17 protein-coding genes are annotated in these 14197 nt (G+C 61.4%); 10 read left to right on the top strand and 7 right to left on the bottom strand.

The annotated features are described in order from the left end of the window. Positions 1–120: 120 nt before the first annotated feature. On the bottom strand, positions 121–909 hold the full coding sequence (locus tag L286_RS45980) for an SDR family oxidoreductase (protein ID WP_020818006.1): 789 nt from the start codon (positions 907–909) through the stop codon (positions 121–123). Then, positions 906–1235 (bottom strand): nuclear transport factor 2 family protein, encoded by a 330-nt coding sequence (locus tag L286_RS45975; RefSeq protein ID WP_007687936.1) that lies wholly within the window; start codon positions 1233–1235, stop codon positions 906–908. The genes L286_RS45980 and L286_RS45975 overlap by 4 nt, the downstream gene beginning before the upstream one ends. A gap of 96 nt (positions 1236–1331) precedes the next feature. Here L286_RS45975 and L286_RS45970 point away from each other — a divergent pair, with 96 nt between their 5' ends. Next, positions 1332–2225: a LysR family transcriptional regulator gene (locus tag L286_RS45970; protein WP_020818007.1), complete on the top strand. Its 894-nt coding sequence runs from the start codon at positions 1332–1334 to the stop codon at positions 2223–2225. Positions 2226–2738: 513 nt separating this feature from the next. Next, positions 2739–3947 (top strand): tyrosine-type recombinase/integrase, encoded by a 1209-nt coding sequence (locus L286_RS45965; RefSeq protein ID WP_020818008.1) that lies wholly within the window; start codon positions 2739–2741, stop codon positions 3945–3947. On the opposite strand, the gene L286_RS45960 is transcribed toward L286_RS45965, so the two are convergent. Then, entirely contained in the window at positions 3925–4116 is a 192-nt protein-coding gene (locus L286_RS45960) for a helix-turn-helix domain-containing protein (protein ID WP_020818009.1), read from the bottom strand. The genes L286_RS45965 and L286_RS45960 overlap by 23 nt on opposite strands. After that, entirely contained in the window at positions 4113–4328 is a 216-nt protein-coding gene (locus tag L286_RS45955) for a helix-turn-helix transcriptional regulator (RefSeq protein ID WP_020818010.1), read from the bottom strand. Before L286_RS45955 ends, L286_RS45960 begins: the two co-directional genes overlap by 4 nt. A gap of 439 nt (positions 4329–4767) precedes the next feature. Here L286_RS45955 and L286_RS45950 point away from each other — a divergent pair, with 439 nt between their 5' ends. Together L286_RS45950 and L286_RS45945 are read left to right on the top strand one after the other, a co-directional pair. After that, positions 4768–5202, top strand: coding sequence for a type II toxin-antitoxin system RelE/ParE family toxin (locus tag L286_RS45950; RefSeq protein WP_327195668.1), 435 nt, complete (start codon positions 4768–4770; stop codon positions 5200–5202). Next, on the top strand, positions 5180–5512 hold the full coding sequence (locus L286_RS45945; protein WP_021224030.1) for a helix-turn-helix domain-containing protein: 333 nt from the start codon (positions 5180–5182) through the stop codon (positions 5510–5512). The genes L286_RS45950 and L286_RS45945 overlap by 23 nt, the downstream gene beginning before the upstream one ends. 310 nt (positions 5513–5822) lie before the next feature. On the opposite strand, the gene L286_RS45940 is transcribed toward L286_RS45945, so the two are convergent. Further along, positions 5823–7916: a TonB-dependent receptor gene (locus L286_RS45940; protein ID WP_020818013.1), complete on the bottom strand. Its 2094-nt coding sequence runs from the start codon at positions 7914–7916 to the stop codon at positions 5823–5825. A gap of 187 nt (positions 7917–8103) precedes the next feature. On the opposite strand from L286_RS45940, the gene L286_RS45935 reads away from it, so the two are divergent. Both L286_RS45935 and L286_RS45930 read left to right on the top strand, forming a co-directional pair. Beyond that, positions 8104–8508 (top strand): glycine zipper 2TM domain-containing protein, encoded by a 405-nt coding sequence (locus tag L286_RS45935; RefSeq protein ID WP_020818014.1) that lies wholly within the window; start codon positions 8104–8106, stop codon positions 8506–8508. Positions 8509–8701: 193 nt separating this feature from the next. Then, entirely contained in the window at positions 8702–9073 is a 372-nt protein-coding gene (locus L286_RS45930; protein WP_020818015.1) for a hypothetical protein, read from the top strand. A 38-nt stretch (positions 9074–9111) separates the two neighbouring features. Here L286_RS45930 and L286_RS45925 read toward each other — a convergent pair whose 3' ends face one another. Together L286_RS45925 and L286_RS45920 are read right to left on the bottom strand one after the other, a co-directional pair. After that, a complete protein-coding gene (locus tag L286_RS45925) occupies positions 9112–10326 on the bottom strand; it encodes a sensor histidine kinase (protein ID WP_238559349.1) in 1215 nt (404 codons plus the stop codon). 187 nt (positions 10327–10513) lie between these two features. Further along, positions 10514–11194, bottom strand: coding sequence for a response regulator transcription factor (locus L286_RS45920; RefSeq protein WP_020818017.1), 681 nt, complete (start codon positions 11192–11194; stop codon positions 10514–10516). A 222-nt stretch (positions 11195–11416) separates the two neighbouring features. On the opposite strand from L286_RS45920, the gene L286_RS45915 reads away from it, so the two are divergent. The 4 genes from L286_RS45915 to L286_RS45900 are packed head-to-tail and all read left to right on the top strand — an operon-like array spanning position 11417 to position 14067. Further along, on the top strand, positions 11417–12256 hold the full coding sequence (locus tag L286_RS45915; protein ID WP_152522358.1) for a DUF6662 family protein: 840 nt from the start codon (positions 11417–11419) through the stop codon (positions 12254–12256). Continuing rightward, positions 12256–12783, top strand: a complete 528-nt coding sequence (locus tag L286_RS45910; RefSeq protein ID WP_020818019.1) for an FMN-binding protein — start codon at positions 12256–12258, stop codon at positions 12781–12783. The genes L286_RS45915 and L286_RS45910 overlap by 1 nt, the downstream gene beginning before the upstream one ends. Then, complete coding sequence (locus tag L286_RS45905; protein ID WP_084498566.1) at positions 12725–13612, top strand: FAD:protein FMN transferase; 888 nt, start codon at positions 12725–12727, stop codon at positions 13610–13612. The genes L286_RS45910 and L286_RS45905 overlap by 59 nt, the downstream gene beginning before the upstream one ends. Then, a complete protein-coding gene (locus tag L286_RS45900; RefSeq protein ID WP_020818021.1) occupies positions 13612–14067 on the top strand; it encodes a hypothetical protein in 456 nt (151 codons plus the stop codon). Before L286_RS45905 ends, L286_RS45900 begins: the two co-directional genes overlap by 1 nt. The last annotated feature ends 130 nt before the right edge of the window (positions 14068–14197 follow it).

Below are 14197 nucleotides of genomic sequence, written 5' to 3'. Positions count from 1 at the left end.
TGATCGGTTCATGCTGCAGGACTTGGCCTGGCGCCCGCCGCCGCAGCTTGATCATTGCGAGCAGGCCGCGGCGGCCGCATCCATCGTCAAAGCAAGCCGGAGCCGATTTTGTGATTGGCCTCACACGGTTCTGATCGTGCCGCCATCGATGACGAATTCGGCGCCGTGGATCGCGCCGGCGCGATCCGAGGCCAGATAGGCGATGAGGTCCGCGACCTCGGAAGGTTCGGCCCCGCGCCCGATCGGAATGCCGCCAAGGGCATCGAGGACCGACTGCCTCGCATCCTCGATCGTGCCGCCATTCACCTGCTGGAGGCGTTCCAGGAAGTGGACCGTCGAGTCGGTCATGATCCAGCCGGGGGACACGACATTGACCCGCACACCCCTCGGCCCCAGTTCCTTGGACAGCGATTTGCTGTAGGTCCTGAGCGCGGCCTTGGCAGCGGCATAGGCTGTGGTCGACTCCGGCAATGGCAGGACAGACTGGATGGAGGTGACATGCACCACGGCGCCAGCGCCCTGTTCGATCATCTTCGGGACCAGCAGGCGATCGAGCCGAACGGTCGCCAGAAGGTTGAGGTTCAACTCCGAAAGCCAGTGTTCGTCGGTCAGGGCGACGAAGCCGCCCCCCGGAGTGGACGAACCGCCGATGACGTGGGCGAGAATGTCGATGCCGCCGAGCCGTTCGAGCGCGGCGTCCGCCAGCGCTTTACCGCCTTCCGCAGTCGTGAGGTCGGCCTGGACGAACTCGACCCCATCGATCGGCTCCGGCGTTCCGCGCGCGGCGGTGACGACCCGCGCGCCTCCGGCCAGGAACCGATCCACCGTAGCGCGGCCCGCACCCTTGGTGCCACCGCTCACAAGCACGCGCTTTCCCGCGAACTCGGTCGGATCGGCCCTGATCGTCATGCCGTGACCTCCAATGCCTTGATGGCATCGGTTTCGAGCGTGAAACGATAGGTGAAGCGAATGGGACTGCCGGGGAAGTCGCCATGGGCGGGCCCTTCGACGACGACCTGACCGTCCTCGCGGCGGATCGCCTCCGGCATGAAGACGGCCTTCACGGCGATGACTTCCTCCTCGAACAGTTTGCGGATCTCGTCGTGGCCTTCGAAGCGCTTTCCGTTGTCCAGGAAAACCGCGTCGGCGGCGAATGGCTTGAGCATGGCATCGGCATCGAGCCGTGCATTGGCCGCGACATAGTCGGCGATGGGCTTGGGCAGTTCGATCGACATTGCTCGGCTCCTTGCGGTGACAAGGGAAATTTAGCGTCGAGCAATGCTTGTGATAATCGGACCAAACCGGCATGTGACGTTGCGAAAGGCGGGACAATGTCAAAGCACGGCCTGGTTGAATTTGATGCGGTCCTCGCCATAGCGCGGCGGGGGTCGTTTCGCGTTGCGGCTCTGGAACTGGGGCTTTCAACCACCGCGCTGAGCAATGCCATCGCCAAGCTGGAAGGGCGGCTTGGCGTCCGATTGTTCAATCGCACGACCCGCAGCGTGTCCCTCACCGATGCCGGCCGAAATTTCGTCGAACAGGTGGGGCCTGCCGTGAGCACTCTTCACGAAGCGATGGGAGCCGCCCGGTCGCAGCAGGAAACGCCCTCCGGCACTCTGCGGATCAATGCTTTCGCCACGGGCGCACGGGAGATCCTCAGTCCGCTATTGTTGAAGTTCCTGCGACACTATCCCAAGGTTCACATCGACCTTGTCACCGAAGGCCGGATCGTGGACATCGTCGCCGAGGGGTTTGATCTTGGCTTGCGAACCGCGAACCTTGTGCCGACCGACATGATCGCCATTCCCGTCGGGCCTCCGCGCAGCTTTGCCGTGGTTGCATCGCCTTCCTACTTCAAGGTCAACGACAAGCCCCGCACGCCTCCGGACCTGCTTCGTCACTCATGCATTCGCGTCCGCTTGCCGAATGGGGCGCTGCATCGCTGGCATTTTGAGAAGAACGGTCAGCCCGTTCAGATCGATGTTGCCGGTCCCATCACGCTGGACGAGGCAAGCCTGGCGCGCATCGCCGTCCTCGATGATGTCGGCATCGGCTATTTCATGGAGGCCGACGTCCGGGAAGACATCCAGGCCGGGCGCATGGTTCGAGTCCTGGAAGACTGGACGCCGCCAATCGCGCCATTATGTCTCTATTATCCGACCAGACGAAATCCCTCGGCCGCTTTCAAGGCTTTGATCGACATGGCGCGGCGATCATCCGAATGATCATTTTGCGGCGACCGTTTTTGCCAATAGCTGCGGTTTCCGGTCTGAGTGGGGATGGCGGTATCTGGTCGACAGCCGCCAGAATGGGACGGTCTGCATTGGGCAATCAAAATCATGCGGCTTTGATCGCCACTGCGGAAAGCGCCATGATGCTATCTCCCGATCAGGGAGTGATGGACACCATCAACTCTACCATCGGATTGTTGATATGCGGTGAAATCCCGCATACTCCGTACGAGCGGAGCATATCACAGAAAAACAGCCATTTACGGGCTGCAATGGCGCCTTCCGGCAAGGGAAGGTGGTGACCCCTACGAGTGTAGAACTTTTGTCTCGGGCGATGCCGGGACGTTCCTAACTACACTGTAAAATCAACGATTTGTCTTGTATGGTGTTCGCGGTCGGTCGTCCTGATTTGCCTGAATTTGGCGCAAAATGTGGGAACGATTGTGGGACCAATTCCTGCCCGGAAGTGTGGGAACGCCTGCAACGCCCAAAGCGGGAACCGAACCGATGGCACTGACGGCATTGAAGGTAAAGAACGCGAAGCCCGGTCGGCATGTGGATGGCCGGGGACTGTGCCTGCTGGTGAAGGATAGCGGTGCGCGGACATGGGTGCTGCGGATGCAGAAGGATGGACGCCGACGCGACTATGGGTTGGGATCGGCGCTGGACGTGTCACTGGCCGAGGCGCGGGAGGCAGCAGCGGCGCTGCGCCGTCAGGTTCGCGAGGGAGCCGATCCGGTCGCCGAACGGCGCCGGGCACGCAAGATTGTGCCAAGCTTCGAGACGGCGGCACGGGACTGCTACGAGGCGTTGAAGGAAGGCTGGAAGAACAAGCGGCACGCCAACTGGATTTCGAGCTTCGAGAACCATGTCTTTCCGGCGATCGGCGCCAAGCCAGTGAACGAGGTGGACAGTGCGTGCGTGGTCGAAGTGTTGTCGCCGATCTGGCTGATCATCCCTGACAGCGCGCGGCGCATCCTACAACGCATCGGCGCGGTGCTGGACTTCGCCCATATCAAGGGATGGCTCCCCGATGAGATATCCTTGCGCTCGGTGCGCAAAGGACTTCCCCGTCAGGTGGACAAGGGCGGGCATCTGGAGGCCATGCCCTATGTGCACGTGCCCGCGCTCATGCGGAAGCTAGCGGCAGCGTCGCCCACGACTGGGCGCGATGCGCTGCGCTTCACCATCTACAACGCCGTGCGGTCGAACGAGACGCGCTTTGCCTTGTGGTCGGAGTTCGACCTGGACAAGGCCATCTGGACCATTCCGGGCGAGCGGATGAAGGCGGGCGAAACCCATGTCGTGCCGCTGTCCGCGCCCGCCGTGGCGCTGTTGCGCAAGCGGTGGAAGGAGCGCACCAGCGACACCGGCCTTGTGTTCAGCAATGACGGGGAAAAGCCGATCAGCGATATGACCATGACCAAGCTCCTGCGCGATGACGGGATCAAGGGCGTGACAGTCCATGGGTTCCGTTCCGCCTTCACCGATTGGTCATCGGAGCGGACCCGCTTCCCCAAGGAGGTTGCCGACAAGGCACTGGCGCACAAGCTGCCCAACAAGGTGGAAGCGGCTTACCGGCGCACCGACTTCTTCGACAAGCGCCGCAGCCTGATGGCCCGCTGGGCGGAGTTTCTCGACAAGGAGCCTGCGAAGGGCAGTTCAGACGCCGACCCCACGGCGTCCGAGCCCGTCAGGCTTCGCGCTGCCGCTTGATGAGGTCGTGCAGGCTGGCGGTGGTGATACGGGTGGCCTTGCCGAGCTTCACGGCCTCGACCTCGCCCGCCGCGATCAGCGCGTAGAGCTTGGTGCGGCCGACCCCGATCATATGCGCGGCGTCATTGACGCGAACGCAGATCGGATCGGGCGGTGGAGGCACGGTCATTGCATCTGGCTCCCGGCGTGGTCGTCGCGATAGCCGACAGGATCGGCCACCCAGCGATTGACGGCAGATTCGTGCCAACCCGCGCCGTGGACGCTGATCTTCACCTGGCGGGGGAAGGTGCCTTCGCCCATCTTGCGGTAGAGCGTCGTGCGGGAAAGCCCGGTGCGGGCGAGAACGGTCTTGAGGCGGATAATGCGATCGGGGTTGTTCATGGGGGCAATCTCTTCAAATCATGGTGTTGCACGCGCCCCTGTGGATCAGCATCGGGCAGCTTGGCACGCTGGGCAAGAGCCGTGACGGGGCCAAATGAGGCCATTCCGGCTTGGACGGGTGGGCGTCGGCGGTGAATGGCGTTCAGGGGCGTCCAGGGGCGGTTCATGGCGTAGTTCTGCCGCAGGGCATGACCACCGCAGAATTTTTCCCACTGCGTCCCAAACACGCGCCAGTCAGTGCTTTATGCCGAGGGATACGGCATTGCGCATTGGTCAGGTCGAATCATTCATGGCAATTCTCCATATCATCGGAGGTCTGCCCGCCAGTGTTGAGGCTGCGCCGGATTGTCCTGCGCCGCAAGAGGTGGGGCACTGTAGTGCCGATCGGGGCATTTCAGTGCCGGTTGCGCCAATATCGGCCCTGCAAGTGCATTGAACTATAACGCTATGTGTTATATATGGCATCGGATGCAGGAGAGCCATCATCCCACGTATATTCAAGAATGGCTGGTTCGAGCGCTTCGCGCGCAAGGAGCGCATTGCCGATTCGGCGCTTCGGGACGCGGTGGAACGCGCCGAAAGCGGGTTGGTGGATGCCGACCTTGGCGGCGGCGTCATCAAGCAGCGCGTGGCGCGGGCCGGTCAGGGCAAGTCTGGCGGCTATCGCACGCTTATCCTGTTCCGGCAGGGCAGCCGGGCGATATTTGCTTTCGGCTTCGCCAAGAGCGCACAGGCGAACATATCGAAGGCGGATCTCGCCTTGCTGCGCAATGCGGCAACCGAGGCGCTGGAATGGAACGACGAGGAACTGGACCGGCTGGTGGCATCTGGAACGCTGGTGGAGATAGACGATGGGAACGACGGTGAAGGATAAGGGCTATCGCAGCGAGATCGCGGGCGCGGTCCACGAGATGATGAGCGACGCGCACGACGCAGGCGTGGTGTCGCGCGCGACACTTCGCACTTTTGATGAAGCGTGTCTTGGCCCGGCCCCATCGCTGGCAGGCGACGAAATCCGCGCCATCCGTGAGCGCGAGCATGTTTCGCAGCCGGTGTTCGCCGCCTATCTCAACGTCTCCCGCAATCTCGTGTCGGATTGGGAACGCGGCGTGAAGCGCCCCGGTGGCCCCGCCTTGCGGCTCTTGTCCATCATCCAACGCAAGGGGTTGCAGGCGGTGGCCTAATTACTCCTTCGTGTTTCACCTGTTTTTCGCACACTGCCGGGATGACCGCCTATGGCCGTTTGCGGTCGGGCAGGTTCCGAGCGACAAAATTGGGTTAGTTGCCCTTCACGTTTCCTCCTGGCCCCGTCGCTCAGCACGCTCCTACACCAAATGAGCACCCCCGTTAGCTACAGTCCAGAGCGGCTCACACGGCATGGTGGAGAGGATGTTCGATCAGGCAACAACCCCCATCCAGGGTTCCACTTACTGGTGAGATATGTGTCCACCCGCCGCTTGCGGGCGGCGGATGGTACCGTTCAGGCCAGACGGTTCAGCTTTTCCCACCCATGAAATTGTAGCGCAGCGTCAACATGGCCGCGCGCGGCGCGCCGGGCAGGTTGAGGTTGGCGCTCGTGCCATGTCCCGACACGATATAATGCTTGTCGAAGATGTTGGTGACATTCACTTGAGCGGTGATCGGACCGAGCCGATACCAGGCCATGGCGTCCATGGTGAAATAGCTGGGCAAGGTGACGGTGTTGGCCGGATCAGCGAAGCGGTCGCTCACATAGTTGCCGCCCGCGCCCAGACCGAAGTGGTCACCGAAATCCTTGGCGATCCAGGCATTGGCGGCATGGCGCGGTGTGATGGTCGCGCGCTTGCCGATCAGGGCCGCATTGGCGGAGTCCACGATCTTGGCATCCAGATAGGCATAGCCCAGGATTGCCCGCCAACCATTTTCCAGATTCACCGTGCTCGACAGTTCGACGCCGCGCGTGCGCTGCACCCCGATGGGGATCAGCACCGTCGGGTTGGCGGGGTTGGCAGCCTTGATCCCCGACCGGCGCAGGTTGAATGCGGAAATAGTGGCCGCGAGCCGGCCATCGAGGAAGCTGAACTTGGCGCCCACTTCCTTGTTTTCGGTTTTTTCCGGCGCGATGTCGGCATTATTGGCAGCGATCGAGAAGGCTTCGCCCGAAGGCTGGAAGGAGCGGCTCCAGGAAACATAATAGGACTGGCTCTCCGTCGGCTGCCAGACCAGGCCGGCGCGAGGGCTGCCCTTGGTGTCGGTGCGAGACAGGTCGGAGCGGCCGGGCAGATGGTCGTCCGTGGCCTGCTTGAACCGGTCATAGCGCGCGCCGACCAGTGCCTTCAGATGCTCGCCGATCGACACCAGATCCTGCACATAATAGCCGAGCGTATCGAATGTGCCGCGATTGTCCGCGGTCAAGGCGCCGTTAGTCGTGATGACAGGCAGGACGGGATTGAAGAGATTCACCGTCGCAATGCCGTTACGCGAATGCGTGGCGACATCCTTGATCTGCCGTCCGACTTCGACACCGAACAGCAGCTGATGCTCCATGCCGGCGAAGCGTACCTTGCGGGTCAGTTCAAGCTGGTCGAACCAACCATGTTCGTTGCGGTCGAGCGCCGACCGGTTGAGCGAAACCGTCTGCGCCGCTTCATTGACCGTACCCGGCAGGGTGTTCTGCCGGTCGAGGCTATAGTCATAATAGCGGAAAGCGTTGCGGATGCTGGTGTCTTCATCAATCTTGTGGGTTAGCGTAACCGTGCCCGAATAGACCTTCGACTGGCTATAGTCGTCCTTCCGCGCATTGGCCGAACCATAGTAAGTGGAGCGCGGCACATCGACCGGGCGTCCCTGATAAGCCGGAATGCCGAAGTCCGTCACGCGCCGATCGCGCAGATAATCGCCCTGGACCAGCAGTTGGGTACGCTCGCCCAGATTGAGCGATACCGACGGCGCGATCGTCTCGCGCCGCAGGAACTGCTGGCTGCGGAAGCTGTCGGCACGTTCGATCGCTCCGGTGAGGCGATAGGCAGCCATGCTATCCTCCGGCGCGATGCCAATGTCGGCTTCGGCGCGGCGATCGTCCCAACTGCCATAGCTGACGCCGATCTCGCCCAGATTGACGCCCGGCTTCTTGGTCACGCGGTTGATGAGGCCGCCCGAAGACCCCCGCCCGAACAGGACCGAGGCTGGCCCCTTGATGACTTCGACGCGCTCGATATTGGAAAGGTCGCGGAAATAGAGGGCATCGTCGCGCAGGCCGTCGACGAATTGGTCGGCAATTGCGGAGAAGCCCCGGATCGACACCTGATCGCGCTGCCCGTCGCCATGAGAAAAGCCGACGCCCGGCACATTCTTCAGCACATCCTGCATGGATAGGGCGCGCTGGTCACGGATGACCGCCTCGGTCACAACGTCAACGGTCTGAGGGATGTCCTTCAGCGGCACGTCGATCTTGAGCGCGCCGACCTGTTTCGGCGTATAATCAAGGCGGTCCGCCGTAACGACGATATCGGAGCGATCCGCTTCGTTTGCGCTTGCATGGACGGGAAAGGCGATGGCGGCCAACGCCACCGTGGCGCGCAGATGACGCGCTGCAAGCTTGGAAAACATGGGCCCCCGATATAATTTGCGACAATGGTGATATTGCGAGGCGGTCGCATATCTTGATCGCAAAAACCTGTCAACGCGATCCTTTGCTGAATGATTGCTGACTACCCTGTTCAGATACGCGCCAGAGATGTGCCGCAATAACTCTGCTGGTGGAGACGAAATCGTCTGCGGAGGAGGTAAATTGGTGATGCGCAAACCCCTGATGGCCCTATCTTTGGTCGCTTCGATGCTGGCCGGGCTTCCCTCTCTCGCTCACGCCCATGACGGCCGGGGGAGCTGGTATAAATATGAAGAATATCATGATGATGGCGACGACGATGATGACGATGATCGTCCCCGTTACCGCCGCAGCTATTATGAGGAACGGGACTATCGCCGCCCGCGCTATGTCGAACCACGGCGCTATCATTATCGCGAACGGCGCGACCGCTGTGGCGGCAGCGGCACTACTGGCCTGTTGCTGGGCGGCGCTGCGGGCGCGCTGCTGGGACGCTCGGTCGATCGCTATGGCGATCGTGCGCCGGGGACCATCATCGGCGCGGGCGCAGGCGCTTTGCTGGGCCGTGAAGTCGACCGCAATTCCGGCTGCTGACGCACGGGCATGACGATCGGAATTTCCTCCTGTGGCGGAGGAACTGGGCGCGGATGTCATTTGGTATCCGCGCCCTTTTGGATGTCGCGGCAGCGATGGCAGGGTTCAGATCGAGTTCAGCGCATCTGTGCTTGAATGACAGTCGATCCCCTTCCGCCGGGTGCGGATTGGGCGAAAGAGTAGGAGGCAGGAGATGAAAATGCTCCGCAAGGCGGTCCTGGGTGTGGCGCTGGCGGCGTCCGTCCCTATCAGCGCCACGCCTGCCGAGGCGCGCGACCATCATCGCTATTATTCGCGTCACTATGACAATGACGCGGCGGTTGCAGTGAGTGCGGGAATTATTGGCCTGGCGCTCGGCGCGGCCATCGCATCGGACAGGCCGCGCTATTATTACGACGATGACTATTATTATCGCGAACGCTATTATAGGCCGCATTACCGATCATATAATTACTATTATTACGACAGCTATCCGCGCTATTACGACAGGCGTTGGTATCGCTATAATGATCGCCATTGGCGTCACCGCCACCATCATCACGACCATGACGATGATGACGATTGATACGAACGACGCATGGTGATCGAATGTCAGTCTGCGATTTAGCCAGGCGCTCTGCTGTTCGAGTTTGATACTGTCGGCAACAGGATTTCAACGGTGAGACCCACCGCTGTTGGAATGACGCGGACGTTACCCCCATGGGCCGCGGCAATGGCGGCGACCATGTTCAGTCCCAAGCCGTAACCCGATGCTGATCGGCTATGGTCGAGCCGGGCGAACCTCTGGAAGATCCGCTCACGGTCGCCGTCCGCGATGCCCGGACCTGTATCGGCAACGGTGAGCGCCACCTGTCCATTCCGGGCTTCCGTCGAAATGATGACGTCCGTGCCCGGAGAGGTGTGGGCCAGCGCATTGTCCAGCATATTGGCGAGGCATCTTTGAATAAGCTGCCTGTCGCCGGAAATTGTTATTGGCGCAATCGCCAGCCTGAGCGTCATCCCGGCCTGTTCGAAAGCGGGGCGAAACGCTTCGGCCAGTTCCCCGATGACCTCGTGCAATTCGATCGACTGGAAACGGCTGCGAACCGTCTGGCCCTCGATCTCGGAGATTGCCAGGATCGACGAAAACAGATCGAGCAGATCGTCGGCTTCGCGGATCGCTGCCGCGAGGCGCTCCTGCTGCATAGCCTCCGTTGCGGTCCGCTCCGCCTCTTCCAACCGTGCACGCAGCCGATTGAGCGGCGTTCGCAGGTCATGCGCGAGATCGCTGGAAACCTGCTTGAGGTTGTTCATCAGCGTCTGGATGCGATCCAGCATGCCGTTAAGGATCATGGCCAACCGGTCGAACTCTTCAGCCGATCCATCGAGCGGCATCCGACGGGACAGATCACCCGCCATGATCGCTTCGGCCGAACCCTCGATGGTGGAGAGCCGGTCCCTGATCAGCCGCCCAAGCCCGATCACTGCGGCGCTGCCCACCACGAGAATGAGGGCGAAAGCGCTCAGGAATAACGCCAGCAGTTTCAGGTCCATCTGATCGACAACGGCCCGGTCGGCCGCAACGACGAGACGCCCTCCTCCGGGAAGCGGGGTGTTGATAGCTTGAGCCATGGCAGGCTCCCCATCGGGCGAATGGAAGGGAACAAACTCGCTCCATCCAGGCGGCGGCACATTCGCCGCGAGCGATCCAGCCCTGCGCCGCCCGGATGCGTCGGTCACAATATAACCCATGCTCCGGCCCTTGATGTCGGCGCCCTCCAGATAGCTGACATCCTCGGGCGTGGCGTGGCGGTCGAGCGTGTTGACCAGATCGACCAACGCGGCAAAGCCATGATGCCTGTGATGGGCGAGCAAGGCATCGGCCTCAATCCTGATCCGCTGGTTGATCTGGCACTCGATCTCCTCATGAACGAACCTGTAGGTGGCGAGGCCCAGCAAGGCGATGATGAGGCCGGACATCATCGCGACGCCCAGCGACAATCCCCTGATCGAGCGGGGCATGATCCTATGGAGCATGGGAATCGATCATATAGCCCGATCCGCGCACGGTCCGGATCGCGTCATGGGAAAAACCATCGTTGAGCTTGGCCCTGAGCCTGCTCATATGGGTTTCGACAATGTTGGTCTTCGGATCGAAACCGAAATTCCAGACGCGGTCGAGCAGCATCGTTCGCGTGACCACCCGATCGGCGTTGCGCAGCAATTGTTCAAGGAGGCTGAATTCCCGGGGCTGGAGGTCAATGACCCGATCGTCCCGACGCACTTCCCGGCGGAGCAGGTTCATACTGATGCCGCCCGCCTCCAGCAGGGTGATGGTTGTGCGGGAAGGAAGGCGACGCCCAAGCGCGTTGACCCGCGCCACCAGTTCCACAAAGGCAAAGGGCTTGACGAGATAATCGTCTGCGCCTGCCTCCAGTCCATCGACGCGATCTTCTATGGAGGACATGGCGGTCAGCAACATCGCGGGCGCCTGGCATCCCTGGGCGCGCGCCATGCGCAACAGCGAGAGTCCATCCAGACCAGGCAGCATGCGATCCAGCACCAGCACATCGAAGCCGCCGGCTGGAATGATACCCAGGGCCTGCTGTCCGTCGGGAAAGCTTTCGACCTGATGCCCCAGTTCCTGAAGGCCCCGCGCGACATATGCGCAGGCTTCCCGATCATCCTCAACCAGCAGGATTTTCATGGCTCGCTCTTTTTATCGTCGACGTAGCCGGGTCGGGATGAGGGGCTCATTACCATTTCTATACAATTTCCCAATGTTTCCACTCCGTGCTGGACCCACCCTACAGCATGCCGCTATCCGCGCAAATGAGAACCGTTAGCATTTGCAAAAAAGGGGTCGCACGTGAAGATTGGGGTGAAACATAGGAGCATATTGGCCGGGCTTGCGGGGGCGGCGTTTGTCTTGGCAACGCCAGCGATGGCCGGCGAACCGCTGTTCGGCTATGTCTACACGACGGACGTCATGCCCAAGGGCAAGACCGAGATCGAACAATGGGTCACGCTGCGCGAGGATCAGGCCAACGGGCATTTCCACGACGTCAAGCTGCGCACCGAGGTCGAGCATGGCATCACGGACAACTTCCAGATTTCCGGCTATCTGAACACGAGCTACATCTCGGCCAATCGCAACAGCGTGAACGGCACGACCGAGGGCCTCGACATCCCGCCGGCGCATGATCCGGCGCGGCCCTATAATAAGTTCCGCTTCGATACCGTATCGGCCGAAATGATCTGGCGGGTGATGAGTCCTTACAAGAAGCCCTTTGGCCTCGCTTTCTATGTCGAACCGGAGATCGGCCCGCATGAGCGCGCAATCGAACTGAAGGTGATCGCGCAGAAGAACTTCCTCGACGACCGGCTGGTGCTGGCCGCCAACGCTTTCGTCGAGTTCGAGCATGAGGAGCAGGACGGAGAAGTCGAAAAGGCGACCCAGCTGGAATTCGATGCCGGCGCATCCTACCGTTTCCGCCCGAACTGGTCCTTCGGCATCGAATATCGCAACCATAACGAGTTTGTCGGCTATACGCTCGGCCATGGTAGTCAGGAGCACACGGCCCATTTCGTGGGGCCGAACATCCACTATGCGAACCAGAAATGGTTCTTCACCCTCTCGGCCCTCTACCAGATCCATGCCAAGGGCTATAATGACGAGCAGCGTGACAATATCGTCAATGGTCGCATCTATGGTGACGAGCATACCCGCTGGGATGGCATCCGCCTGAAGATCGGGAGAGTGTTCTGATGTCGGCTTCCCGCGCATCCCTCCTGGCCCTGGCCCCGGCGGTGCTGGTCGCGCCGCCAGCCCATGCCGCCACTTATCTCACCGTCGAGCAAGCGCAGGCGCTAATGTTCCCCGGCGAAACGCTGACGCCCGCTTTCCGCCCGCTCAGCAGCGCCGACGTGGCAGCGATCCGGAAGGCCAGCGGCGTGTCGCCTCTCAACCGCCAGCTCAAAGCCTGGCGCTCGGCCCGTGGCGGCTGGCTGATCGTCGATCAGGTCGTTGGCAAGCATGAGTTCATTACTTTTGCCGTCGCCCTCGATTCCTCCGGCGCCGTGCGCTCGGTGGAGATCATGGACTATCGCGAAAGCTATGGCGATCAGGTGCGTAACCCCAAATGGCGCGCCCAGTTCGCGGGCAAGCGTAACGGCGCAGCGTTGCAGCTCGACAAGGACATTAAGAATATCTCGGGGGCGACCCTTTCCTGCCGGCATGTCACCGACGGGGTCAAGCGGTTGCTGGCGACCTATGCTGTCGTCCTTGCGGGATAGGCTCGTCACCCGTTGCCAGCCCTGGCTGGGAACCTTTGTTGAGGTCAGCGTCGCTGAGGCAGACATGGGGGCGATTGAGAGCGGGTTCCAAGCGATTGCCCACATCCATGCGCGCATGTCCTTCCATAGTGCCGACAGCGATCTCGCGAAGCTTCGCGCCGCCCGGCCCGGCGAGACCGTGGCGGTGGACGAAGAGACGGTGGCGGTGCTGCGGATGGCAATTGCGCTATATGAGGCGACCGACGGCCTGTTCGATGTCGCGGTCGGACGCGCGCTGGTTCGCAGCCGCTTCCTGCCGCGTGAGGGCATCGCCCATCTCAGCCGCTATACCGGCACGACCGCCGACATCGAGATCATCGATGATCGGCATGTCCGGTGCAGGAAGCGGCTGCTGATCGACCTTGGCGGCATCGCCAAAGGTCATGCGGTCGATCGTGCCGTTGCGGCATTACAGGCCGCCGGAGTCCGGTCGGGGCTGGTGAACGCAGGCGGTGATCTGCGGGCCTTTGGGAAGCAGGACTGGCAGGTGCAACTACGCGATGCCGATGATGTCGTGCGCCACGCGCTCACCATCCGAAATTGCGCCATGGCGAGTTCAGCCAACCTGCTTGACAGGCACGCAATCCGGGGCAAGCTGCACAGCCCGCATGTCGGACGGGATGGCGCACCCGCGCTCATCGATCATCGCGTAACCGTGCTGGCCGAACGATGCGCCATTGCGGACGCCATGACGAAAGTCGCCATGATCGACGCGGATCTCGCTGACGGAATATTGGCTTCGCACAAGGGCTATGTTTTGCGTCATTCCATGTTGGTGGAGGCGGCCTGATGCCCCATCGCCGCACCGCGCGTCTCGCCAAATGGCAGCTTGCGCTCCTGACCACCAGCGGCCTTGGGCTGTGGCTCAGTGGGAGTTGCTGGCTTCTGCTTCACTATTTCGGACAGATTCAGGGAGAGTTCGGTCCAGAGGGCAATCCCGCCGAACCCTGGATGATGAAGGTCCATGGGCTGTTCCTTATCGCCGCCCTCCTCGGCATCGGCGGCATGTTCGTGGCGCATATTCCCAAGGGATGGCCGCAACGGCACCAGCGGATCGCAGGGATCGCTCTGAGCGCCATACTCGGCTTCATGATCGTCAGCGGCTATTTGCTCTATTATGTCGGATCGGAGGAGGTCCGCGCGTGGACCGGCCTAATTCACTGGTCAGTGGGCCTTTCGCTACCGGCGATCTTTACATGGCACTATCTCAACGCACGGCGCGCGCGGAAGCGAAAGCATAAGTGAACCGCCCATAATGTCGCAATTGTCCAATTCGACTCACTTTTTTTAATTTAATCCGCCACGTGCGACCCGAAGGCTCTGGCAACAGAGACTTTCTCTAGGCCCGTCAGCGATTAAGTTGGCGGGCCTTTTT

The sequence above is a fragment of the Sphingobium sp. HDIP04 genome (genome assembly GCF_000445085.1).
Classification (GTDB): Bacteria; Pseudomonadota; Alphaproteobacteria; order Sphingomonadales; family Sphingomonadaceae; genus Sphingobium; species Sphingobium indicum.
Note: the sequence above shows the minus strand (reverse complement) of the source record. Positions and strands in the feature narration are given on the sequence as shown.